The sequence below is a fragment of the Bacteroides galacturonicus genome, from assembly GCF_003096855.1.
Taxonomy (GTDB): Bacteria; Bacillota; Clostridia; order Lachnospirales; family Lachnospiraceae; genus Lachnospira; species Lachnospira rogosae.
The window spans coordinates 335,452-362,224 of sequence record NZ_QEOA01000003.1; the positions used below are offsets into that span (position 1 = coordinate 335,452).

The window sequence follows — 26,773 nt, forward strand, 5'->3', positions numbered from 1 at the left end:
AAAACCTGCAATATTCGGATAACAAACAGGGGCAGAATATATAAGCTGGTATATTTATTAAGGTATGTTAAATACAGGAAAAAGATTGGAGAATAAATGTATAATATATTAATTGTTGATGATGAGAGAATAGAGCGTAATGGAATAATAATGCTGTTAAAAAGGCTTTCAATTAATGCGGGCATAGTTGAGGCTGCAAATGGAAAGGAAGCATATGAATATTTATGCAGTGATGAAGCAGAGCATATTGATATTCTTCTCACAGATGTGAAGATGCCATTTATGGACGGAATAACACTTATTAAAAAGCTCAATGAAGATAATATAAAACTTAAAACAATAATATTTTCTGGATATAATGAATTTGAATATGCCAAGCTTGCGGTAAAGCTGGGAGTTAAAGATTACATTTTAAAGCCTGTTGACCCTGTGGAGTTTGAGAACACAATTAAGAAAGTGTGTGCAGAGCTTGATGAGGAACGTATTCATACAAGTAATTATAATAAACAGGCGGATTTTGTTAAGCAGTTCTATCTGTATTCGCTTCTTAATAAGGCTGATACCAAGGGAATATTAGAAAGCGATGATTTTCTTAGAAGCTATAACAGGCTTATTCTTATAGAATTCAATACCGATTTCTTTGGTAAATATGATGGTGGAGATGCCAATATATTAACCCTTGCGGATTGTATGGGAGATATTGAATATCAGTATCTTAATCTTAATACACAGCAGTCAGTTATTCTTATTAAAGATGAAGCTAAGGCGTTAAGTATGGATTTGTTAAAGAATATGCTTGAAAAGCTGCATAATTATATATTCGGTAAGACGGGACAGTTTATGTATGCAGCTGTGTCTGATATTATAGATGATTATCACAGGATATCTGATATGATGGACGAATTAGAAAACCTTATGAGCAATAAGTTCTACCAGACAAATAACTATATATTTACCAACGATATAAGTGATAAAATGCCTGTTTTCGTACAGATAGATGATGATGTTCTTATGAAGCAGATGAAGCAGGACATTAAGATGAAAGATGTAACATTTTTAAGAATACATTTTGATGCTTTATGCAAGAAATACAGAAGCCAGTCGAATTTTTCACATATATATATTAAGTTCGTATTCTCTAACCTGCTTAAAGATTTCTATGATGCACTTCCAGGGACCAATGAAGATGAATTTGCATCACAGATTGATAAGTTGTATACATCAGAGGATTTTAACTGCATAATGGATATTGTTAATCATAATATTGATATATTAGAGAAGAGTTTTATCAGTAATCCATTGACAATGCACAGAGAGATTGAAACGGTTAAGGAGTATATACATAATCATTATAGTGAGGAGTTAGGTGCACAGCAGCTAGCGGATATGGTATATCTTGCACCAAGTTATCTAAGTTCGCTTTTTAAGAAAGAGACAGGGCAGAACTTGAGCAAATATATAAAACAGTACAGAATGGAAAAGGCTAAGGAGCTGCTCACGGACACTAATATGAAGATTGTTAATATAAGTGAGAAGACAGGTTATCCGAATGTGTCATATTTCTGCCAGAGTTTCAGGGAATATTTCGGTGTAAGCCCTCAGAAGTTCAGGGATAAAGGTGAAGTGTTATGAGTGAACCATTAAAATTAAAGCAATGGGTGAATAATATAAAGCTTCAGAATAAGCTTGTTATAATATATGTCGTCACAGGTCTTCTGCCACTTATAATACTTTTTGTATTTGCGTATGGACAGATGCGCTCAATACTTATGGACAGGGATGTCCGTTCAATGGAAAGTGCATTAAGGCAGTCGGTTACAACAGTGGACGGACAGATAGAGGTATATGATAATCTGTCCAATTACATAACATTTAATGAAACTGTATCAGGAATACTTTCCTACAATTACAGCAACAAATATGAAATGTACAGCCAGATTGTTACGACATTTGACCCGCTTGTATCTTCATTGAAATATTTTCACAATGATATTAACAAGGTGACGATATACATTAATAACGGAATAAAGCACGACACTACACTTGCACCATTATCAGAGATTGAGAATGAAGCATTTTATAATTCAGCAGTTAATTCGACTAATATTAACTGGTATGTCGATAAAGATAAGAAAGAGCTTATATCAGCAAGGAAGATGTCTACGCTTGCCACTGCCGGCATTACTGGAATTATGTATATTAATGTAGATTATGACAGTATAATGGATATTTATGCAAAAGGACTTATAGATAACAGTGGCATTATAGTAACTGATGGCAATGGTAGTATTATAAGCAAAAAAGCAGCATTTTTGGATAATGCCGATAAATATATCCTTTCAGACAGCCGGTTTACTGAGTTTATAGAAAAAGCGGATTTTTCAGAAAATGTATGCAGTAATATAGCAGGTTATGTGCTTATTAAGCAGAACTCAGACGTTACAGGCTGGACAAGCTATGTGTATGCACCAAAGTCGCTTATGTTAAAATCAACTAATTCCATTATTACAATGATTGTGCTTGCATTAGTTGTTGCGTGTATTGGAATGGCTGCGGCTACAATATTTACATCTGATTTCATAACTAAGAGGATATATAAATTAAGAACAAGTATGGAAAAGGTTGAGAATGGAGATTTTGATGTTGTTATAAGGTCATCAGATAAGGATGAAATCGGTGCATTGATACACGGCTTTAATAGTATGACGGGTACGATTAATAATCTTATCAATGAGGTGTATGAGGGGAAATTAAGCCAGAAAGAGTCGGAGATGAGAGCATTAAGGGCACAGATTAACCCACATTTCCTCTATAATTCATTATCGCTTATAAACTGGAAGGCGATTGAGTACGGACAGGATGATATAAGCGGTATAACACTTGCCCTTTCTAACTATTACAGGACTTCACTTAATAAGGGTAAGAATACGCTGACTGTAAAGCAGGAATTAAGTAATATGGAGTCATATCTTAACATACAGCAGATAATGCACGATAATTCATTTGATGTTGTTATGGATATTGATGAAAATGTGCTTGAATATGAATCACTTAATCTTATATTACAGCCTCTTGTTGAAAATGCTATTGAGCATGGAATAGACCTTTTGACTGATAGAAGAGGAGTTATCACTGTTGTAGCAAAGCTTCATAACGGACTTATTCATATTGAGGTTAAGGATAATGGCATTGGTATGCCAAAAGAAACGGCTCATACATTCTTAACAAGTGAGTCTGGCGGATATGGAGCAAGAAATGTCAATGACCGTATAAGGCTGTTTTACGGTGAGCAGTATAATCTTAAAGTAAGCAGTGATGAGAATGGAACGGTTATAACAATAGAGTTCCCGGCAAGAAAGCCAGTCTGATATGCTGTATAGCAGATAAACTAAACATAATAATATACTAATTTAATTAACGGATATACTTAATGAAAAAGTATGATAAATAGTATGAGTATAAAAAAGAAATGTTGTCATTATTTGATAACATTTCTTTTTTGTTTATTTTTTATGTAAAAATTCCAATATGTTTCTAAAATTTCTTATATTTAATTTCTCATAAAATAAACATATAATTAAACTATCAAAAGAACTTGTAAATAAATTACAAAAAGATATGTACCGAATTAATTATATATAATATGTATTCCGGGTAATGGGTATTATATAAATAGATGGTACATATCAGCGGTTAAACGCATTAAGAAATGGAGGTATGTTTATGAGGTTTAAAAGATTAGCGGCTGCTGTTATGGCGGCAACAATGTGTGGCTCATTGCTTGTGGGCTGTGGAGGAAACGATAACAAATCAGCGGATAATAATGAGAATATCACAGCCACTATTAAGGTATGGGGCCCGGCAGAGGATCAGGCAGAAGAAAATGGCAAATGGCTTCAGACAATGTGCGAGCAGTTCAATTCAGAACATCCTGAATGGAATCTGACTTTTGAATACGGAGTATGTTCTGAGACAGATGCAGGTAAGACAGTTACACAGGATCCTGCGAATTCAGGCGATGTATATTTCTTCGCTAATGATCAGTTGCAGACACTTATTGATGCAAATGCTATAGCAAAGCTTGGTGGTGAAACAGCAGATTATGTTAAGAGTACTAATTCAAGTGCAATAGTTGATTCAGTATCAGTTGATGGCAGTGTATATGGTGTTCCATTTACTACTAATACATGGTTTATGTTCTATGATAAGAGCAAATTCTCAGAAAGCGATATAAAGAGTCTTGATACAATGCTTTCAAAGAACAAGGTAGCATTTAATATAACAGAAGGCTGGTATATGTCATCATTCTATCTTGCTAATGGCTGTACATATTTCGGAAAAGACGGCAAGGATAATTCAGCAGGCGTAGATATTAAGGGTGATAAAGGAACACAAGCAACCAAGGCTTTAGTTGCACTTGTTAATAATCCTAACTTTGTCAATGATTTACAGGGTGTAGGTATTGCTGGTTTAAGAGATGGAAGCGTTGGTGCTTACTTCTCAGGTTCATGGGATTATAAGAGTGTTAAGGAAATATTAGGAGATAACTTTGGTGCAGTATCATTACCAACTGTTAAGATTAACGGAACAGATAAGCAGCTTAAAGCATTTGCAGGTTCAAAGGCTATAGCAGTTAACCCTAATTGCAAGTATCAGCAGGTAGCAGTTGCACTTGCTAAATATCTTGGAGGCAAGGATGCACAGGCTAAGCATTATGAGTTAAGAAATGTTATTCCTTGTAATACAGAGTTACTTGCAACAGATGTAATTAAGAAAGATGCTCTTGTATCAGCACAGAATGATACATTTAATAAGACATCTGTAATTCAGCCTACAGTTACAGGTATGAATGATTACTGGACACCAGCTCAGAATTTTGCTAAAGCAATTGTTAACGGTGAGGTTACTGCTGATAATGCAGAAGCCAAGACATTAGATTTCTATAATCAGATTAATACATCAATTGTAAAATAGTAAATATCAATTCTAGCAATTCTGGGTCAGTATTAATTGACCCAGAATTTTACTTGACATCATATAATGGTCAGGAGGTGTGGTCAATGAAAGACATTACATTTCGTAATTCTATGAAATATGGCGATTTGACGACAAAACTCAGTTTATTAATACTCGGACTTGGTAATTTCAGGGGCAGACAGATAATAAAAGGAATATTATATATAGCTTTAGAGGCAGCATTTATAATATTTATGATAATAAAAGGAATCAGCTGTCTTGCAGGACTTCCTGGTCTTGGCAGCAGGGAACAGGAAGAGATATGGAATGAAAAGCTTGGAATATATGAGTATGTACAGGGTGATAATTCGCTGCTTATTCTGCTTTATGGAATAACTGTAATATTTATTATATGTGCCTATATTATTCTTGCAGTTAGTTCGTTAAAAAGTGCTTATAATGTAGAGTTAAGAATGAAACAGGGTAAGCATATTAATACATTTGTGGAAGATATTAAAGCATTGTTCAATGAAAATCTTCATAAGCTTTTACTTGTACTCCCAGTTACAGGAATACTTGTATTCACAATACTTCCGCTTGTATTTATGATTTCAATGGCATTTACAAGTTACAGCAAGGTAGACAGTCATCTTGTATTATTTGACTGGGTAGGGCTTGAGAACTTTAAGCTTATATTTAATTCAGGAAGTTCAATAGGACAGTCATTCTGGTCAGTGTTTGGCTGGACTATTATATGGGCAGTGTTAGCTACATTTCTTAATTATATACTTGGAATTCTTGTGGCACTGCTTATTAATAGAAAAGGAACTAAGTTTAAGTCATTCTGGAGATTTATATTCATATTATCAATTGCAATTCCGCAGTTCGTATCACTTCTTATAATAAGAAGTATGCTGGCACAGGATGGTATTATAAATGTTGTATTAAAAAATGCTGGCTGGATAAGCAAGTCACTTCCATTCTTTACTAATGCAACATGGGCAAGAATGACAGTTATAATAGTCAATCTATGGATTGGTATTCCATACACAATATTGCAGGTAACAGGAATATTGCAGAATATTCCAATGGAATTATATGAGGCGGCAGATGTGGACGGAGCTAATGGCTTTGTCAAATTCTTTAAAATAACTATGCCTTATATGTTATTTGTAACAACACCTTACCTGATAACTACATTTACTGCTAATGTTAATAACTTTAATATCGTGTATCTGCTTACAAAGGGCGACCCAGTGCTTGCGGGACATACAGCAGGAAAGACAGATCTGCTTGTAACGTGGCTTTATAAGATGACGGTAGATTACCAGTATTATAATCTTGGAGCTGTTATAGGTATTATGACATTCGTATTTCTTGCACTCGGTTCACTTCTTGTATACAGGAGAACCAAATCTTATAAAGATGAGGAGGGATTCCAATGAAAAAGAAGAAGACTATAAAAAATATACTTGCACATACAGTGCTTACATTGCTTGCGATTGTGTGGGTAAGTCCGCTTGTATGGATAATTCTTACAAGCTTCAGGGCACAGAAGGGAGCATATACAAGCTCATTCTTCCCTAAAAGCTATTCACTTGATAATTATATTAAGTTATTTACAGATACGGGAATACTTAATTTCCCACGAATGTTTACCAATACATTGATTGTGGCTGTATTTTCTTGTATTATATCTACATTTTTTGTATTATCAGTAGCTTATTGTATGTCACGACTTAAGTTCAAGATGAGAAAAGCTATGATGAATGTTGCAATGATACTTGGTTTATTTCCGGCATTTATGGCAATGATAGCTGTGTATTACATATTAAAGGCTATCGGTTTGTCAGAGGGAAGTATGATAAGAGTGGCATTGGTGCTTGTGTATTCGGCTTCGGCTGGTATTCAGTTCTATATTGCCAAAGGCTTCTTTGACACAATACCTAAGACTATTGATGAAGCCGCATTAATTGATGGTGCTACCAAATGGCAGGTATTTACCAAGATTACAATTCCATTAAGTAAACCTATTATTGTATACACGGTTCTGACATCATTTATAGCACCTTGGGTGGATTTTATATTTGCAAGAGTAATATGCCGTGCCAATGCAGATTATTACACAGTTGCCATTGGTCTTTGGCAGATGCTTGAGAAGGAATATGTTGATGTGTGGTATACAAGATTTGCTGCTGGTGCAGTACTTATATCAATTCCAATTGCCGCCTTGTTTATGATTATGCAAAAGTGCTATAATGAGTCTATGTCAGGAGCAGTTAAAGGCTGACAGGAATAGGTGGAAAAATATTATGTTTGTGCATCATCAGATAAATAATAATTCTGGTATTAATATAATATATAAGCAAAGCAGTACCATATGTATTGCAAAGCTTTTATATACCATTATGATGTTAACAGTAATAACGCTTTTAGCCGGGTGTAACAGCCCGGCTAAAGGTGTTTATAATGACAGTGATTATAATGAAGCAGTTAGTACTGCTAAGACAACGCCATTTGGGGCTTATCCTGATACGATTGAATATACTCTTGGAAAGATGACAAGTGTCAATAATTCGAATATGCCAGCTATGGATACATATACTGATAATGCGTATACGAGATATATAAAGTCGGTTCTTAATGTGCAGAATGTAGATGTATTTGAGGCTAATGACAGTCAGTATAATACTAATGTATCAATGGCTGTTTCAATGAATAGGCTTCCTGATATTATGGTTGTGTCAAGCCAGAGTGAGCTGGAACAGCTTATAGAAAATGGAATGATAGAGGATTTGACAGACAGCTACAATAATTGTCTTACAGATAGAATAAAGAGTATGTATGCAAGTTATGGCAGTGCACTTATGGATATGGTAACATATGATGGAAAGATAATGGCACTTCCTGAGACTAATATTACTGACGGACCTAATCTTGTATGGCTCCGCAAAGACTGGATGGATATATTAGGACTTTCAGAACCGCGTACTGTAGACGATGTTGTTAATATTGTAAGGCATTTCATAACCTATGATCCTGGCAATAATGGTGTGGCAGAGGATGGCAGCAGTAATACAGTTGGACTTGTTGTAGATACATCGGTGGCAGGAGAATGTGGATATAGCAGTGAGTTCCTGCTTGATATAATATTTGCCAGCTTCAATGCTTATCCTAAGCAATGGATAGAGAATGATGACGGACAGATTGTATATGGTTCTGTAACTGATGAAGCTAAAAATGCACTTGAATATATCAACCAGTTATATAATGAGAAGATAATAGATAATGATTTCTTATTAAGGACATCAACTAATATATGTGAACTTATAGAAAATGGCTTGTGTGGCTCATTTTTTGGACCTTGGTGGGCACCTAACAATCCACTTGCCAATGCTGTCAGCATTAATCCTGATTCTAACTGGCAGCCATATCTGATATCAACAGGCGATAATGTAACAGAATATCATAGTCAAAATCCCTGCTACAAATATGTAGTTGTCAGAAAAGGCTATGAATATCCAGAGATTGCGGCTAAGATGATAAGTGTTATGTTTGATAAGATAAGATTTGATTGTGCAGACTCAGAAGAATTTGATAATTATTATCAGTTAAATGTTGAGCCAACAGCCAGACCATTATCAATTAATGTTGACTATAATAATGCTTTATCAATATGCTATAGAAATATATCAGATGCAATTGAGGGACGAAAAGATAGTGATAATCTGGAATTGCTGGAACGCTCATATTATAATGCCTGCAAATCATACCTTAACAATACAGGTCTTGCCAATACATCTTATGAATATAATACAGATGATTCATATAAGGAATATTCACAGTCAGGAAGAAAAGGTGCAACAAGCACGCAGTGGGCGGCGTATATGTCGCGAATTAAAGCCTGCCGGCTTTTAGACGAAGGCAATATAGTGATTAAGCAGTCGTTATATTTTAAGACGACAGACACTATGAAGAATAGATGGTGGAAGCTTAAAAGTCTTGAAAAAGAAGCATACCTTAAGATTATAAGTGGGGAAGCAGACATTGATTATTTTGATACATTTGTTAGCGAATGGAACGCACAAGGTGGTATAATAATTACGGAAGAAGTTCGGGAGAATATTGTAAGGTGAATTTTGTAAGAATTATAATATTGTAAATTTAGATTAGTTATTTCATATATAATATTATGGTTCCAGTAAGGCAATATTATATATAATATGTAATAAACAGGAGGTAAAAGTTATGGAAGACATATTTAATGGAAGCAAGAAGTTAGGATTTGGTCTTATGAGACTTCCACTTCTTAATCAGAATGAAGCTTCTAGCATTGACATTGAATTAACTAAGAAAATGGTTGATACATTTATTGAAAAAGGTTTTACTTATTTTGATACAGCGTGGATGTATTGTGGCTTTAAGAGTGAAAATGCAGCTAAAGAGGCACTTGTAGACAGACATAACAGAGATGAATATACACTTGCAACTAAGCTGCACGCAGGTTTTATAAAGACATTTGAAGATAGAGATAAAGTGTTTAACGAACAGCTGAGTAAAACAGGTGTTACATATTTTGATTATTATTTACTGCACGATGTTGGAGTTGACCATTATGAAGTGTATAAAAAGCTTGACTGTTTTAACTGGCTTGTTGATAAGAAGGAAAAAGGCTTAGTTAAGCATATTGGATTTTCTTTCCATGATAATGCAGATTTGCTTGATAAGGTACTTACAGAGCATCCAGAGATGGAATTCGTGCAGTTACAGATTAATTATCTTGACTGGGAAAGTGAGGCTATTCAGTCAAGAAAATGCTATGAGGTTGCAACAAAGCATAACAAACCAGTAATAGTTATGGAGCCAGTTAAAGGTGGCACACTTGCCAAAGTACCAGAAAAGGTTGAAAATAAATTCAAAGGATATAATAAAGATATGTCAGTACCATCCTGGGCTATCAGATTTGTTGCGAGTCTGCCAAATGTAAGAATGGTTCTTAGCGGTATGAGTAATATGGAACAGCTTCTTGACAATACAAGTTATATGCAGGATTTTGTACCTCTTAATGATGAAGAAATCAGGCTTGTACATAATGCGGCGGATATGATAAATGAAAGTATTGCAATACCTTGTACAGGATGTTCATATTGTACAGATGGATGTCCAATGCACATAGCAATTCCTAAATATTTCTCATTATATAATGCTGATAAACAGGAAATTGAGGATAAGGGCTGGACACCTCAGGGTGAATATTATGACAGACTTACTAATAATTTCGGTAAAGCAAGTGATTGTATTGAGTGTGGCCAGTGCGAAGGAGTCTGTCCACAGCATTTGCCAATTATTAATAATCTTAAAGAGGTTGCAAAGCATTTTGGCAAATAATCAGGTTGCTAAGCTGCAGAAAAAGTGGTAGTATAAAGATATGATAACATAACGCCGATAAATCCTGCTTTATCGGCGTTATACTATATTAAATGTATTATGTTGAATAAATTAATTATGACCACAAAGCTAAGGAAATATAAAGTATGGGAATTGATTCAGATTATTATAAAGAAAAGAATAAAAAACAGCTTACAAAGCTTCGTATACTTGAGGCTAAACTGCCGCCATATGTGACTTCTTATCTTGATGATAAGGAGTTGTCATCACAGGTTAATACGGTAATTGCGTATGCGTATGATTTACAGACATTTTTCAGATTTCTTACAGAGAAAAATACTATGTTAAAGAATACTGCAATTAAGGATATTACAATAGATTTTCTTGAAAATCTTACATTTGAAGACATTAATGAGTATCAGAGATATTTAAGGTTTAATAATGATGATGGAAGCACACATCAAAATCAGGATAAAGGAATAGCCCGCAGAATGGCGGCTTTAAGGGGATTTTTTGAATTTGCCTGCACACATCAGTATATGAAGAATAATCCAACAGTCGGGGCTGCCAAGCGAATTAAAATGCCTCAGAAAGACATAATCAGGCTTAATGATGAAGAAGTTAATGACCTCTTAAATGTTGTGTCCAATACGAATATTAAAGGCAATAAGCTTCAGATACAGAAGTGTCAGAAGACACAACTCAGGGATACAGCTCTTATCACATTGCTTCTTAACACAGGAATACGAGTATCTGAATGTGCAGGTCTTGATATTGATGATATTAATTTTAATTACAGAACAATCAATATTGTAAGAAAGGGTGGTTCTGATGCACATCTGTATTTCAATGAGATTACAGAAAATGCATTAAAAGACTATATTGATAATGAACGTCCGTTGCTTCTTGGTAATCCAGAGTCAGAGGAACAGGCAGTATTTATCTCAATGAAAAAAAGCCGTATGAGTGTAAGTGCAATTGAACGTATGGTAAAAAAATATGCAAAAAATGCAACACCTGATAAAAAAATCTCTCCACATAAAATGCGAAGCACATATGGTACAGCACTTTATAAAGACACAGGCGACATAAGACTTGTAAGTGATGTACTTGGGCATAAAGATATTAACACAACTGCGAAGCATTATGCGGCTATGGAAGAAGAACATAGAAGAATTGCTGCTACTATCCCACTCTATCAGGTCGATGAAGGGGCTGGGGAATAGTTATGTGTATTTAATATATGTTTCTAAAATATATTTTATATTTATGTATTTTTTAAGCTTATATATTTATATGATTTTGTATTTTGGAAGCGTATATTATTTTTATTTGTGTTATAGAAAATATTTGTGTTATAGAAAATGTTTTGTTTATATTGATAGTTTTGTCTATATTGATATTGCTGTTTGTATGTCTGTTTATATTGTGTTCTATTTGATTATGTTAATTTATAATTCTTTATTTATATTTATAGTATAATAATGCTTGCATTTATATTTATTATGTGATATATATAATATATATTTACGCGTAATAATTTATTATAACAATAATAATTTAATTGCAATTTAACTTATGAATTGGGGTTCATAATATTTTGTTATAATACTCTTCTGCTATAGCTTTTATCTTATAGCATAATTAACAATATCTAACGGTTTAACACACTTGTCATAACAATTCCCTGATGATAATATATACATATAGTTCTTCAATTTAGTAATGTATAAATTGAATGTATATTAATAGGATAATTAATTATATTTTTTGCACAATGTGTATGATTATAATTTTATATGAAATTTTTATATGACATAGTCATATGTTTAATTGTTTATTTGTTAATTATGCAGTCAAATATTATACATATGATTGGAGAATATATGAGAACAATAGATAATGACAATACTAAACAGACGACATTTTCTGAATTCAATAATAAAAATGTCGTAAATGCAGCTATTTCTGGACATCAGCCAACAACAATAAGACAATATAAGGATAATGTATTCTGTCTTTTGTACAGGGATAAGAATAATCTTCTGGACCTTTATAATGGGTTGAATGACACTAATTATACTAATGTAGATGATTTAACTGTTACTACTCTTAAGGGTGGTGTGTATATGAAATATAAGAATGATGCTTCATTTGTGTTTGGGCAGGATTTGTATATGTTTGAACAGCAATCCAGCCGCAATCCGAATATGCCGTTGCGATTTCTGCACTATTTATCTGATGTATATAGGCAGATGTATAACAATAGTGATTTGCACAGAAGTACAATGCTTAAAATTCCAGTACCACATTTTGTTACTTTTTATAATGGTAAACAGCCGCTTGAAGTGGAAAGTACTCTTCGATTATCGGATATGTATGAGAAGAAAATGGATTGTCCGGAGTTGGAACTTATTGTAAGAGTTATTAACATTAATACTGGAGCTATTATTAATAAAAAATCATTGGATAACGAGAAGAATGATATTATTAATGGTATTAATCAATCATATGATTTTGATAAATCCAATAAGAATATCAATGCAGGTAATACCATCAATTCACGGACATACAGCTCTGAATTTCTTTCTAAATGTGAAACACTTAAGGACTATATGACATTTGTTAATAAAGTTCGAGTTAAGACTGATATTGAGAAGATTGATATCCGTACTGCTGTTATAGAAGCGGTTGATGAGTGTATTGCTGAGAATGTATTGTCGGAATTTTTTAGAAATCACAGGGAGGAAGTGATTACTGTGAGTATTTATGAATATGACGAGGAAGGACATCTTGAAATAGTTAAGGAGGAAGGACGCCAGTTAGGTATTGCTGAGGGTGAAAAACTAGGCATAATTAAAGGAGAAGAAAAGGAGCGTTCTAACGGAATAAAAGTGTTTATTAAATTATGTAAAGATATGAACCTATCAGATGAAGATACGATAAATAAACTTGTTGAAGATTACCAGCTATCCAGAGATGAAGCTATCAATGCTATAAAGAATTATTAATGAAAAACAACCCCACAATATGTGCATGGAATATAGTGTGGGGTTGTTTTTATATAATTTTTTAATAATCTGACTTAGCTGTTTTGATTATTTATTGTTATATCAGTTACTTAATAATCTAGTAGTAATATTCTAACTGATTACTGAAGAAGTGTAAGAACACCCTGATTAGACTGATTAGCCTGTGCAAGCATAGACTGTCCAGCCTGAGCTAAGATGTTGTTCTTGCTGTAGTTAACCATCTCTTCTGCCATATCTGTATCACGGATACGTGACTCAGCTGTCTGAAGGTTCTCAGAAGCTGTATCAAGGTTATTGATTGTATGCTCAAGTCTGTTCTGAACAGCACCCATCTTACCTCTTGAAGCAGATACCTTCTTGATAGCTGCATCAATAGCTGTTGTAGCTGTCTTAGCTGAATCCTGAGTACTTAAGTCAACGCTCTTTCCACCTACACCAAGTGCATCAGCACTCATATCATCAAGTGTAAAGCTCATTGTCTGACCTTCATTAGCACCAATCTGAAGTTCAATTCCCTTACCAGTATTAGCTGTACCAGCCTTTAAATTAATTGTAGTTTTTGCTCCATTATCTGGCTCAGCATCAATACCTGTCTTAGCTTTAATTAAAGCTGCCATAGCAGCTACATCTGCCTCTTCTACTTTACCAGCCGCAGCAACCTTTACATAGTTAACATCTTTATAATCGTCACCTAAGCTTGCTGGATCATCTACATATGCGAACTTTTCACCATTAACTGTAAATATCTTATCTTCAATATTACCAGTACCTGTATATGAGCCTATTTCCTTTGTAATCTGTGAATAAGCATCTACGCCGATTGTTGATTCATCTGTCTTAACTGCTGCTGCATTATCCTGTGATAAAAGAATAGAATTAGCTGTCTTTCCTGCTTCCTTTGCTGTAAATTTCAGTTTACCATTTCCATCTGTACTAAAATCATATGAATCACCAAGGCTTGATTCCTTTAAAGCATCTGCAAATGCCTGTGCTGTATTTTCGGCACCATCCGCATTATCTGCTGTCTTAGTATCTCCTGTAATTGTTACTTTAACTGTAGATGAATTACCATTCTTATCTATTACTGTAACTGCAAGTGTAGAGTCCTTTCCGCTTGCTAATGCAGCAAAAGCATCAGCTGCTGTATTAACCTGTGTTGTAGCATCCACTTTAGTAAGTGCACTAGCAGCACTCTTGCTTACTGAAGCACTAACAGCACTACCTGAACGTGAACCATCAAGTAACTTCATAGTATTGAACTCTGTTGTTTCAGAGATTCTTGTCAATTCGCTCTGAAGCTGTTCAATTTCGTTCTGAACTGCTTCTCTATCGTCATCTGTCTCTGTACCATTTGAAGCCTGTACTGAAAGCTCTCTCATTCTCTGTAAGATTGAATGTGATTCATTTAAAGCACCTTCAGCTGTCTGGATAAGTGAGATACCATCCTGAGCATTAGTTGAAGCCTGATTAAGACCTCTGATCTGTCCTCTCATCTTCTCTGAGATAGAAAGTCCTGCTGCATCATCTGCTGCACGGTTAATTCTGTAACCTGATGATAACTTCTCTGTTGATTTTGACTGTGCAGATGAAACTCCGCTTAACATTCTGTTAGCATTCATAGCTGACATATTGTGTTGTACTACCATAGTGTGTACCTCCGTGTAAATATAATATTTGTTCGGGAATCCGTTCCCATCTCCCTTACCGGGAATGTATTAGAACTGCTGGCATCAGCCTTAACAGTTAATACGCATATATAATAAACAGTGTTACCATGCTAACCCTGTATATTATCCTGACTGATGTCCCCTTTCCTATCTACAACCTGCTTATTCATCTTCTTATCTTCTCTTATAAGCCTGCGGATTTTGGAAAGTGTTTCCGGAGAAAGTCCGCGTTCCGCATAATATGGAGATATATAGCGGGACTCCTTCTTGTCCGAATTGGCAGTATTTCTTGCAAGAACCTTGCTTCTTACAATGTTGAGTTCCCTTGGGGCATCTATTAAAAGATGAATGTTCCCTTCTGAGCCTCCCGAATAGATAACCCTTACGTCATCACCAATGTTGATGTACTCGCCGGGTTTGATTGTTAGTTTTAACACATTAACCTCCTTGTCTATGAATAGTCGCAGAGGATTGGACTATTCACATTTACTTCCTTGTTGATGCAACATTTTATATTAAAATGTTGCATTTATATATTGGAGGTATTGATTATTGAGTACAGCACAACCTATAAGAAGTAATGATGAATTAAATTTGTTTAAGGAATTTTATTTGAACAATAGACCGAATGTCAGAAACTATGCATTGATATGTATTGGGTTGAATTCTGCGTTGAGAATTAGTGATGTTTTGCAGTTAAGATGGGAAGATGTGTATGATTTTAAAAATGAACATTTTCTTAAACATATAATAATAATAGAAAAAAAGACTAATAAAGAGACCAGAATTGCAATTAATGACAATATAAAGCAGGGACTTGGTATGTATATGGATAGCTTATATAATATAAAAAAATGTGATTATATATTTAATGGGCAGAAAAAAGGTAAGCCACTGAGCCGTTCACAGGCTTTTAGAATTATTAAGAAAGCAGCTAATGAACTTCATATGGAAAGCGGGATAAGCTGTCATTCTATGAGAAAGACTTTTGGGTATTATGCCTGGAAATGTGGTACACCACCAGCAATATTAATGGATATATACAATCACTCTTCTTATGAAATAACAAGGAGATATTTAGGAATTAAGCAGGATGATAAAGACTCTGTATTTTTGAATATTAATCTATAATATTAATGATAATTTATATTAAATTAAATTAGTAAACAGGGTAAAGTATTTTAAATTGGTGACGATATATAGAATGTAAATAAGAATAGAATTATAAATTTTAATGCAACATTTTAATATAAAATGTTGCATTTTGTTTATTATAAGACATATTATATGACAGCAATAAGTTAATTAGTCATTAATTAAAGCTGAAATCAATAAAAATAGAAAAACTAATTCATATTTATTATACGAAATTAGTTTTTCTATTTCTGTATTTAATATTATATTATTTTATATCATTACTCCCGATTTCTCCTTGCTCTTGTTAACTGTAGCATTAAGTTTTCTGCAAGGTATGGCAACGACAAGTCCGATAAATAAGCATATACCTACATATATCAATAATGCAATAATACATTTCCAGTAATACCAGCTATATGTTCCACCGACACATTCTCTGAGGGCGTCCATAGCATAGGTGAATGGGAGGTATTTGTATATTGCCTGATATACAGTTGGAAGACATTGTATTGGGAATGTACCACCAGCACCGGCAACCTGAATAACCATAATAACTACAGCAACGGCTTCACCGACATTTTCAAAGGCAACTGTAAGTGAATATGTAATCATTGTAAATACGAATGAAGTAAATGATGCCGCTAACCAGAACTTAAATGGGTGAAGGCATTGTATTCCAATAAAGAATAAATCACCAAGTGTTATAAGTAATGCCTGTGCCTGTCCTATAAGGAAAAATGTTAAATATCTTCCAAAGAAAGCCTGAACAGAGGTAATATTGTATCCGCCAAAAGGATGAACCTTTACATGGATAATGGCAACTAATATTAATGCACCAACCCATATTGATAATACTGAGTAGAATGGTGACATAGCTGAGCCATAATTCTCAATTGGATACAAGTCAACTGTTCCGATAGTAACAGGAGCAGATATGAAAGATGCAAGTTCTTCTGTATTAAATGCGACGGCAGTCTGTAATAATGAATATGTACCACTGCTCTTAAAATCAACAAGCTTGGTTATTGAGTCTGATAACTGGCTCTCAAGGTTATGTACAAGCTCTAATGTATTAGCAATAGAACTGCCCATCTGGCTTATTGAATTATCAAAATCTGCAACATTGTATCCCATATCATCATATATTTCAGAGACAGAATTCATATATCCCTGAATTGTATTAATATCATTGGCAATATTAGCAAATATTGTTGAGTCTATAAGATTACTCTTTCCTATAGTATTATTCAATTCATTAAGAATTGCTTTTTCACTGTCAAATTTCACTGATAAATCTGGCGATATAGCTGCTGCAGTATCAGATGTTGACTGTGCTGTGCTTATTATATTGGAAACGGCAGTAAGCACGCTGTCAAATGTAGACACCTGTGTATTAACAACCTGTAATTTGGCTATTAATATATCTAATATTGAGTTGCCGCTTACATTTTCCTTATTAATATTATTACCATCAGAGTCTTTAATTGCACCTATATTATCAGCAATATCGGCAGATTTCATTATAGCTTCTGTAAGTGAGCTTATAAATGTAGCATTAACCTGTTGTTGTACTGCTGTCTTGGCTTTGTCTGTTATCTTAGGGGCAATGGCATTTTTCTTCTGGTTAGTATAATAGATAATCTCCGGATGTGTCATATTATCAGCTAAGAAGCTTACCATATCACGAGAGAAATCTTCAGGCATTATCAATGCTGCATAGTAATCTCCTGCCCATACACCCTCAATGGCTTCTTCTGACGTATCAGTAAATACCCAGCCGATAGTGTCATTGGTCTTAAGTGCTTCTATAATATTGGTGCTTATATTTACATTCATACCTGAAATATCAATTCCGGTATCATCATATGCTACAGCGACCTTTATGTTAGATGTTGAGTCAGAACCATAAGGGTCCCAGTTGGATAAAATGTTAAACCAGGCATATAATGATGGAAGAACAGAGAGTCCCATTACAACGACTAAAGCTACAACATTTCGCCCAATTCTTTTCCAGTCGTTAGCAAATACTCGAAATATATTTTTCATATTATTCTTCTGAACCTCCATTCTTGATATAATTCTTAGTAATATCTGATATGGCTTTCGCTGTATCAATAAGTGAGTCATCATACTCATTACCAACAATATCTTTAAGATTTTCGGTCATATTATAATCTTTATATTCAATGGCAATAAGATAGCCGCTTATAATAAATAAAGAAGCAATCCACATTACAAGAAATATAACTTTAGAGCTGTTTACAACAAATAAAAGGGTAAGGAATATAATGGGAATTACTAACATTGCTATTATTCCGTATTTAATTCTGTCTTTGTTACGTTTGTGTTCTCTATAGTAATAGTCTTTAATCATATCTACTGATTTCGCAGCAGTATCTATATTTACAGATATTTCATCTTTAATATCAGACATAAACTCCTCCTCATTCATCAATTAATCTACATAAGTTTAGTATCGTGCATACGGTGATGCATATAATGATTGAGCTTCATAAATGGCTTTCTTAGGAAAAGACCAAGGAATAAAGTACCTATAACAAATAGCATAAGCTGTCCCATAAGTATGAAGTAATCATATCTGTAGAAACCACTTACACATTCTCTTATGGCATTGATAGCATAAGGGAATGGGAAATATATATATACATTTCTAAAGAATGATGGTAACAGTTCAATAGGGTATGTACCACTTGAACCAGCAATCTGAATAACTACGAGAACAACGGCTAAAGCTTTACCGACATCACCAAACGAAAGTGTAAGTGTATATATAAGCAATGTAAATGCAAAGCTTACAATTGATGCGGTAAGCATAAATATTCCTGGGTGCACACAGTATATTTTAAGTAAATATATATCACCAAGAACTGTTATAACTGCCTGAATCTGTCCCATAAGCCAGAATATTAAATATCGTCCGAAATATTTCTGTGTTAATGTAGCATTTTTAAATTCTTCCCTGTCATCAGGAGATGTCTTGATAAGTGCTGTAAGGAGAAGACCTCCAACCCATAAAGCAAGAGTTGTATAGAAAGGTGCTACTGCTGTTCCGTAATTAACAGCTTCGTATACATTTTCAGTTGTAACCTTAACAGGTGATGAGAAGAATTCGCCGTATTCAGATGAATCCTTGTCAAGAAGCTTCTGCATAAGCTCATACTTTCCATCGTCTTTTAATGCAGCAAGCTCTGTATTGGCTTTATCTAAAGTATTCTGTACATTGCCGATAAGTTCCCCCATAGTATCTAATGTGAAATTAACACTAGAAAGTGTACTGTCTACGCCATTAATAATAGTACTTATGGCAGAAAGGCTGTCTGAAGCAGATACAAGTGAGTCGTAGATAGAGTTGATGGAAGTCTTAAATAATTCACCAGATTTGCCAACTGAATCGTTAATACTTGATGTAAGTATGCTATTAAGTGAATTAATAGAGTTCTCACACTGTACAAGTGCATCATCCATATATGTAAATATGTTAGCAGGGTCAGCCTTAGAGTCTGTATACCACTGTGTAAATGTTGTCATATTCTGTGCGGCTGTCTTAAGAAGTGCAGGCATAAGGTCAAGTGAACTTATAAGACTGTCATATAAGAACTGGTTATTACCGCCGTTATCATTATCAATATCTTTGAAATGTTCAAGTATTGGTTTAAGGCTGTTATTAAACTCATTATTAGCATTAATAACTTCATTCATTAAACTGTTAAGTTCGCCAAGCTGTTTGATAATATCAAGCTTGGTAACAAGTGTGTGATTATTCTTATAGTCTGCAATCTTTCCGCGTAATGTTTCAATTTTGCCGGTGAGCTTAGTGTTAATATCAGTTAATCTGGTAAGAGATGCACTGATATTGGCAGTATAAGCATCAATTGCATTGTTAGCTGTATTCTTTGAAGCCTCAATATTCTCTTCTGACATATTACTCTGCATATCAGATACAAGTGCATCTGTCTTTTTAAGAGTATCTGAAAGGTTGTCATTACTTGCATTAAACATACTGATTGAAGCGTTGTATTCAGATAAGTTATTGCTTATATCCGTTAATTTATCTGATATGTCAGATAATACATTGGTCTTTGTAAGAGAAGCAGCATCAGTTGAATTAAGAATTGTAACTACAACTGTTTCAATAAATGTTTCATTAATAGTTTCCTGTAAAGTAGACTTTCCAGATTGTGTAATCTTGCTGGCAATAGCGTTCTTCTTGGCATTCTCATAATATGTAACAGAAGGAGTTTCCATATTATCATTAAGGAAATTAATCATTGAACGGCTGAAATTATCGCCGATTACTATTGCGGCGTAGTACTTGCCGCTTTTAACTCCGTCAATTGTGCTTTCCATATCTTTTGTAAATGTCCAGCCGAGTTTGTCATTTTCTTTGAGGTTATCAATAATACTATTACCCATATTCTGATATTCGCCATCCATATCAAAACCAGTATCCTCAGAGTATACAGCAATCTTAATTGAAGCAGTATTAGCATAGGGATCCCAGTTAGAATAAATATTAAACCACGCATATAATGATGGAATAATACATAATCCTATGGCAATAATAAGTGCAAATATATTGCGGCATATGCCACGCAAATCTTTTATAAAAATACGCAGAATTGTACTCATATTCAATCTCCATTTACTATAATTTGACAGTTAATTATATCACTAGATATTAGGACATACAAGCTTCATAATTTTAAAAATCATATAAAAATCTCATAAAATTAATAAAGGCTCTGGACATTATTGTTATAGTAATGTCCGGAGCCTTTGTAAGCTTAATATGCTAAAGCTGATAATGAATATTTATTTAAATTGTATCAAGTGCTGCAGATATATCAGCAATCAAGTCTTTTTTATCTTCAAGTCCGCAGGAAATTCTTATAAGTCCTGCTGGAACACCAGCTTCTTTTAATTGTTCATCATTAAGCTGTCTGTGTGTGGATGTTGCAGGATTAAGACAGCATGTTCTTGCATCAGCAACGTGTGTTTCTATTGCAGCAAGCTTAAGGTTCTTTAAGAACTTTTCGGCTGCTTCTTTTCCACCTTTGATTTCAAAAGATACTACACCACAGCCACCATTAGGCATATATTTTTTGGCTGTTTCATAATATTTATTACTTTTAAGACCAGGATAGCTGACATATTCAACTTTAGGATGATTTTCAAGAAATTCAGCTACTGCCTGTCCATTTTCAACGTGGCGTGGCATTCTTACATGAAGAGATTCAAGTCCAAGATTAAGGATAAAGGCATTTTGTGGGGATTGTATACATCCTAAATCTCTCATAAGCTGTGATGTACACTTTGTGATAAATGCACCCTCTTTTCCGAATTTTTCTGCGTAAGTAATTCCATGGTAACTTTCATCTGGTGTGCATAGTCCTGGATACATATCTGCATGTGCCATCCAGTCAAAATTACCAGAATCAACTATTGCACCTCCGACAGCAGCTCCATGACCATCCATATATTTAGTTGTTGAGTGAGTGACAATATCAGCACACCATTCGATTGGTCTGCAATTAATAGGGGTTGGAAATGTATTATCTACAATAAGAGGGACATTATGTGCGTGTGCAGCCTTTGCAAATTTCTCTATATCAAGAACTGTAAGAGCTGGATTGGCAATTGTCTCACCAAACATAGCTCTGGTATTGTGTTTAAATGCTGCATTAAGTTCTTCTTCTGATGCGTCAGGTGAAACAAATGTAACGTCTATTCCCATTTTCTTGAAAGTAACTGAAATAAGATTGAAAGTTCCACCATATATTGATGATGATGCAACGATATGACTGCCACATTCACATATATTAAAAAGAGCAAAGAAGTTAGCAGCCTGTCCAGATGATGTAAGCATTGCGGCTGTTCCACCTTCAAGAGCTGCTATTTTGGCAGCAACGTGATCATTGGTAGGATTCTGTAGTCTTGTATAGAAATATCCTGATGCTTCCAGGTCAAATAGCTTACCCATATCTTCGCTTGTATCATATTTAAAAGTTGTAGATTGGATAATAGGAATTTGACGAGGCTCACCATTCGATGGTGTATAACCAGCCTGAACACACTTAGTATTAATAGAATAATCTTTCATAATGACCTCCAGTGTAAATTATAGAATAATTAAATATTACTAATGTTATGTTATAAATAAATTACCCTATAATTCTACAGGATTATAGGGTAAAATGCAATAATTATTACTTTATGAAGTTAGTCTTAGCCTCTCTTTCAGTAGCCGGGAGTGCGACACCTGCATTTTTACCAGCTTCAATACACTTTAACATCCAAGCCATATTATGAGCTACGTTGCGCATTGTCTGTAAGCCTTCTAAATCCATAACGGCTTCGTTCTCATTGCGGCCATAGACGTTATTCCAGTATGTAGAGCTTACTACTGGCATCTGTGATATTCCATAATATTTATTTAATACGTCAAATGAAGCAACTGTTCCACCACGTCTTGCAACAGCTACGCTTGCGGCTGGTTTAAAAGCAAAGGTCTTAGAACTTGAATAAAATACTCTGTCTAAGAAAGAGAGAATTCTTCCACTTGGGTGGGCATAATATACAGGTGTTCCAAATACAAACGCATCAGCTTCTTTTGCCTTGGCAATGAATTCATTAACATTGTCCTTAGTATATGCACAACCATCAGGTGTACATTGGTTACAGCCAATACAATCTCTTACTGCATCTGCACCAATCTGGAATATTTCATAGTCAATTCCTTCATTATTAAGAGCTTTTCCAATCTCATTAAGTGCTGTAAATGTAGTTCCATTGATATGTGAACTACCGTTTAACATTAATACTTTCATTATCATATGCCTCCTGATTTAATATCTTTTATTTGTTTAAACAAGTGTATATATTTTAAGCTTAAAAAGAAAAATTCTCAATACCTTGCATAATATATTTGATTAATATACTATTATATGGTGTGAAAATTATTAATTATTATGGAAACATTGATTATTGTTTAAAGGGAGCGTTATTGATTTATGAAGAATTTAAAAGGAACTTTTATATTATTGCTTGCCGCATTTATATGGGGTACAGCATTTGTTGCACAGACAAGTGCTGGTGATAATATTGGAGCGTTTACATTTAATGCCTGTAGGAATATTATCGGGGCATTATTTTTATTTATTGTTATTGCAATATTAGATATGAGAAAATATTCTGATAGATATGATAATCCAAGTGAGAATAATTACAATATATATAAGAAGAACTACATTATTAATAAGAAAGATTATTTAACTAATGCGAATAAATGGCCTGTAAAAGAAGGTGTTATATGCGGAATTCTACTTTGCATAGCGATGAATTTGCAGCAGATAGGGATTAATACATATCCTGATGGAGTTGCTGTATCAGGGAGAGCTGGATTTCTTACAGCGACTTATGTTGTTATGATTGCGATTGTTTCAGTATTTATGGGACAAAAGCTTCATAAGCTTACCATAATAGCTGCATTTGTGTGTATTGCGGGAATGTATCTTTTGTGTATTGCGGGTGGAATTAACGAAATATATGTTGCGGATATATTAGAGTTAATGTGTGCTGTTGCATTTACAATACATATGTTTACTGTAGATAAATGTGATAAAGCAGATGGTGTTAAATTATCCTGTATACAATTCTTAACAAGTGGAATATTGTCAGGAATATTAATGCTTATATTTGATAAAGCAGATATTAACAGCATTATGAAAGCAATAATACCAATATTATATGCAGGTGTTATGTCAAGTGGAATTGCTTACACTCTTCAGATTATTGGGCAGAAATATGCCAAGCCATCAGTGACTGCCATTGTATTGAGCCTTGAGTCGGTATTTGCTGCACTTGCAGGCTGGATTTTATTAGGTGAACATTTAAGCACAAGGGAACTTACTGGCTGTATATTAGTATTCACAGCGGTCATTATTGCACAGATACCACAATTTGCTCATAACGTTGACGATAGTAAACAACAGGTCATAGAATAAAATTATTGAGATGCTCTCTCCTAAATAGCAAGTTTTAAGTATTTAACTTACCTTTTTAGAAGGGAGCTAATTATTTGTTAAATGATTATTATCATTACGTTTATTTGACAGATTTATTGCTGTCTTCTGATTTTTCTGATTCGTCTGCTTTTTTAGCTTCATCTGAATACTGTTTTTTAAGTTTTTCTGATTTAAATTTATAAATGAGCAGTCCGGTTGGAAATGGAAGTACTGCAATTATAAATAAAAGCACTATTATTATTATTACTTTAGTTTCACTCATATGCACTCCTAATGTATTAATAGCTTTAATTTGATCAATTATAAAGTAAAGTTAGTGCCAAAAGTAAATCCGGCACTAACGTATATTGTTATGAATTAGATTGTTTTTGATTTACAATATATTTGATAAGAATAATTGTAAGAGTCATAAGCACAATACCTATAATTAAAGGAACTACAGGATTGTGTATGAAACCAGCAATTATATATGTTATAAATGATACTGCGGCAACAACAACTACATAAGGAAGCTGTGTCGATACATGGTTCATATGGTTACACTGTGCACCAGCCGATGCCATAATAGTTGTATCTGATATAGGTGAACAGTGGTCGCCGCATACAGCACCTGCCATACAAGCAGATATAGATATAATCATCATAGTATTATCAGTTCCAGAAAATGTATTAACGACAATAGGTATAAGAATACCGAATGTACCCCAGCTTGTTCCGGTTGCAAATGCAAGGAATATCGCGACAAGGAATATAATTGCTGGAAGGAAATTAAGCAGACTTCCAGAAGCACCATTTACAAGACCTGCTACATATTCTTTAGCACCTAAGCTGTCTGTCATACTCTTGAGTGTCCATGCAAAAGTAAGGATAAGAATTGCTGGAACCATAGCTTTAAAACCTTCTGGTATGCAGGCAAATGATTCTTTAAATGGAAGAACTTTTCTCACAGCATAGAAGAATACAGTAATTACCATTGCAAAGAAGCTTCCAAGCATAAGCCCTACAGGAGCATCGCAATCAGAAAATGCTTCTATAAATGGCGTTCCGCTAAAGAAACCGCCTGTATATATCATACCTATAACACAGCATATAATTAATGAAACAATAGGAAATACAAGGTCAATAACCTTGCCGTTGCCTTTTATTACATCAGGATTAGCATTAGCATATGGTCTGTCAGGTGTTGTATACAAGTCACCCTTAGCAGCATTATCTTCGTGAAGCTTCATAGGACCAAAATCCACTTTCAATATTACAAACATAAGTAATGCGAATATTGTAAGCAATGCATAATAATTATAAGGAATAGATTTCATAAATACAGAAAATCCGTCCTCACTTTCAACAAAGCCTGTTACAGCGGCAGCCCATGATGAAATAGGTGCTATTATACATATAGGTGCTGCTGTTGCATCTATAATATAAGCAAGCTTTGCTCTTGAAATCTGGTGGCTGTCAGTTACAGGGCGCATAACACTTCCAACTGTAAGACAGTTAAAATAGTCGTCAATAAATATAAGTGCACCAAGAAGAATAGATACTAACTGAGCACCCGTTCTTGTCTTTATTCTTTTGGAAGCCCATTCGCCAAATGCACTTGAACCTCCTGCTCTGTTCATCATACATACCATTATTCCAAGAATTACAAGAAATATAAGTATTCCAATGTTAGCAGGATCAGATAACACACCTACAAGTCCATCATTAAATATATGTGTAACAGAAGTTTCAAAGCTAAAATGTGCAGTAAACAATCCGCCATAGAATAGTCCGCCAATTACAATACCTATAAAAAGTGAACTATATACTTCCTTAGTAATAAGAGCAAGTATAATGGCTACCAGAGGTGGTACTAATGACCAGAAAGTAGCATATAATACCGGAATGTATTCTGTAAGTTCGTTCATTAATGTATCTCCTATCTGAATGTAATTGTGTTATCAGCGGCATTCATACTTTCAACGATTGCAAGTGATTCAAGCTGATAACCTTTTTCCCTTATAATCTTTCCACCCTGCTGGAAACCCTTTTCAATCGCAATACCGATACCTTCAACGGTTGCACCTGCACTTTCAACAAGGTTAGTAAGACCAAGTAATGCACATCCATTTGCAAGGAAATCATCAATAATAAGAATATGATCCTCTGGAGATAAGAACTTTTTTGAAACAATCACATCGTATATTTTACTATGTGTAAATGACTGGATTTTAGTGCTGAAGTTATTATCATCAAGGTTAATACTTTTAGACTTCTTGGCAAATACAACAGGTACATCAAATTCTCTTGCAACGATAGCGGCAATACCGATACCACTTGCCTCAATTGTAAGGATTTTATTAATCTTCTTATCAGCAAATAGTCTTTTCCATTCCTTAGCCATTTCCTCGAAAAGTTTAATATCCATCTGGTGGTTAATGAAGCTGTCAACCTTAAGTACATTTCCTTCTCTTATAATTCCATCTTTTCTTATACGATCTTCTAATAATTTCATAATAGACCTCCGTTTTTTTTATAAGTAATATCCAATATCAAATTGAAATTAAGT

The 26,773-nt window shown here is 34.2% G+C and carries 21 protein-coding genes; 11 read left to right on the forward strand and 10 right to left on the reverse strand.

Going from position 1 to position 26,773, the window contains the following annotated elements; translation table 11 throughout:
• Positions 1-96 precede the first annotated feature (96 nt).
• The 9 genes from C7390_RS04355 (at position 97) to C7390_RS04395 (ending at position 13,355) form a co-directional block, all read left to right on the forward strand.
• Complete coding sequence (locus C7390_RS04355) at positions 97-1,632, forward strand: response regulator transcription factor (protein ID WP_055175392.1); 1,536 nt, start codon at positions 97-99, stop codon at positions 1,630-1,632.
• Positions 1,629-3,368: a sensor histidine kinase gene (locus tag C7390_RS04360; RefSeq protein WP_116443670.1), complete on the forward strand. Its 1,740-nt coding sequence runs from the start codon at positions 1,629-1,631 to the stop codon at positions 3,366-3,368. The genes C7390_RS04355 and C7390_RS04360 overlap by 4 nt, the downstream gene beginning before the upstream one ends.
• A 355-nt stretch (positions 3,369-3,723) precedes the next feature.
• Positions 3,724-4,974 carry an extracellular solute-binding protein gene (locus C7390_RS04365; RefSeq protein WP_116443671.1) on the forward strand — a complete coding sequence of 417 codons (1,251 nt, stop codon included), beginning with the start codon at positions 3,724-3,726 and terminating at the stop codon, positions 4,972-4,974.
• Positions 4,975-5,060: 86 nt separating this feature from the next.
• Positions 5,061-6,401 carry a carbohydrate ABC transporter permease gene (locus C7390_RS04370; protein ID WP_055175386.1) on the forward strand — a complete coding sequence of 447 codons (1,341 nt, stop codon included), beginning with the start codon at positions 5,061-5,063 and terminating at the stop codon, positions 6,399-6,401.
• Positions 6,398-7,246 (forward strand): sugar ABC transporter permease, encoded by an 849-nt coding sequence (locus C7390_RS04375; protein ID WP_022502785.1) that lies wholly within the window; start codon positions 6,398-6,400, stop codon positions 7,244-7,246. Before C7390_RS04370 ends, C7390_RS04375 begins: the two co-directional genes overlap by 4 nt.
• Positions 7,247-7,268: 22 nt before the next feature.
• Positions 7,269-9,092, forward strand: coding sequence for a type 2 periplasmic-binding domain-containing protein (locus tag C7390_RS04380; protein ID WP_242854128.1), 1,824 nt, complete (start codon positions 7,269-7,271; stop codon positions 9,090-9,092).
• Positions 9,093-9,204: 112 nt separating this feature from the next.
• A complete protein-coding gene (locus C7390_RS04385; protein ID WP_116443672.1) occupies positions 9,205-10,344 on the forward strand; it encodes an aldo/keto reductase in 1,140 nt (379 codons plus the stop codon).
• A gap of 146 nt (positions 10,345-10,490) precedes the next feature.
• Positions 10,491-11,570 (forward strand): tyrosine-type recombinase/integrase, encoded by a 1,080-nt coding sequence (locus C7390_RS04390; RefSeq protein ID WP_116443673.1) that lies wholly within the window; start codon positions 10,491-10,493, stop codon positions 11,568-11,570.
• Positions 11,571-12,230: 660 nt separating this feature from the next.
• Complete coding sequence (locus C7390_RS04395) at positions 12,231-13,355, forward strand: RpnC/YadD family protein (protein ID WP_055306474.1); 1,125 nt, start codon at positions 12,231-12,233, stop codon at positions 13,353-13,355.
• A 140-nt stretch (positions 13,356-13,495) separates the two neighbouring features.
• Here C7390_RS04395 and C7390_RS04400 read toward each other — a convergent pair whose 3' ends face one another.
• Positions 13,496-15,022 (reverse strand): flagellin N-terminal helical domain-containing protein, encoded by a 1,527-nt coding sequence (locus C7390_RS04400; protein WP_116443674.1) that lies wholly within the window; start codon positions 15,020-15,022, stop codon positions 13,496-13,498.
• Between the two features lie 131 nt (positions 15,023-15,153).
• Entirely contained in the window at positions 15,154-15,480 is a 327-nt protein-coding gene (locus tag C7390_RS04405; protein WP_055306476.1) for a carbon storage regulator, read from the reverse strand.
• Positions 15,481-15,595: 115 nt separating this feature from the next.
• Here C7390_RS04405 and C7390_RS04410 point away from each other — a divergent pair, with 115 nt between their 5' ends.
• The gene (locus C7390_RS04410; RefSeq protein ID WP_022502523.1) at positions 15,596-16,174 is read left to right on the forward strand and encodes a tyrosine-type recombinase/integrase; all 579 of its coding nucleotides are present in this window, start codon (positions 15,596-15,598) and stop codon (positions 16,172-16,174) included.
• Positions 16,175-16,450: 276 nt separating this feature from the next.
• On the opposite strand, the gene C7390_RS04415 is transcribed toward C7390_RS04410, so the two are convergent.
• The 5 genes from C7390_RS04415 to C7390_RS04435 form a co-directional block, all read right to left on the reverse strand.
• Positions 16,451-18,226, reverse strand: a complete 1,776-nt coding sequence (locus tag C7390_RS04415) for a YhgE/Pip domain-containing protein (protein WP_055175365.1) — start codon at positions 18,224-18,226, stop codon at positions 16,451-16,453.
• A 1-nt stretch (position 18,227) separates the two neighbouring features.
• Positions 18,228-18,614 (reverse strand): hypothetical protein, encoded by a 387-nt coding sequence (locus C7390_RS04420; protein ID WP_022502525.1) that lies wholly within the window; start codon positions 18,612-18,614, stop codon positions 18,228-18,230.
• Positions 18,615-18,640: 26 nt separating this feature from the next.
• Positions 18,641-20,830: a YhgE/Pip domain-containing protein gene (locus C7390_RS04425; protein WP_055306477.1), complete on the reverse strand. Its 2,190-nt coding sequence runs from the start codon at positions 20,828-20,830 to the stop codon at positions 18,641-18,643.
• 187 nt (positions 20,831-21,017) lie between these two features.
• Complete coding sequence (locus C7390_RS04430) at positions 21,018-22,301, reverse strand: O-acetylhomoserine aminocarboxypropyltransferase/cysteine synthase family protein (RefSeq protein WP_116443675.1); 1,284 nt, start codon at positions 22,299-22,301, stop codon at positions 21,018-21,020.
• Between the two features lie 106 nt (positions 22,302-22,407).
• Positions 22,408-23,028 (reverse strand): flavodoxin family protein, encoded by a 621-nt coding sequence (locus C7390_RS04435; protein ID WP_022502528.1) that lies wholly within the window; start codon positions 23,026-23,028, stop codon positions 22,408-22,410.
• A gap of 183 nt (positions 23,029-23,211) precedes the next feature.
• Here C7390_RS04435 and C7390_RS04440 point away from each other — a divergent pair, with 183 nt between their 5' ends.
• Positions 23,212-24,204 (forward strand): DMT family transporter, encoded by a 993-nt coding sequence (locus tag C7390_RS04440; RefSeq protein ID WP_116443676.1) that lies wholly within the window; start codon positions 23,212-23,214, stop codon positions 24,202-24,204.
• Positions 24,205-24,304: 100 nt separating this feature from the next.
• Here the strand turns inward: C7390_RS04440 and C7390_RS04445 are convergent, their stop codons facing one another.
• The 3 genes from C7390_RS04445 to C7390_RS04455 form a co-directional block, all read right to left on the reverse strand.
• Positions 24,305-24,487 (reverse strand): hypothetical protein, encoded by a 183-nt coding sequence (locus C7390_RS04445; RefSeq protein WP_116443677.1) that lies wholly within the window; start codon positions 24,485-24,487, stop codon positions 24,305-24,307.
• Positions 24,488-24,575: 88 nt separating this feature from the next.
• Positions 24,576-26,132 (reverse strand): Na+/H+ antiporter NhaC family protein, encoded by a 1,557-nt coding sequence (locus C7390_RS04450; RefSeq protein WP_022502531.1) that lies wholly within the window; start codon positions 26,130-26,132, stop codon positions 24,576-24,578.
• Positions 26,133-26,143: 11 nt separating this feature from the next.
• Positions 26,144-26,719, reverse strand: coding sequence for a xanthine phosphoribosyltransferase (locus C7390_RS04455; RefSeq protein WP_022502532.1), 576 nt, complete (start codon positions 26,717-26,719; stop codon positions 26,144-26,146).
• Between the last annotated feature and the right edge of the window lie 54 nt (positions 26,720-26,773).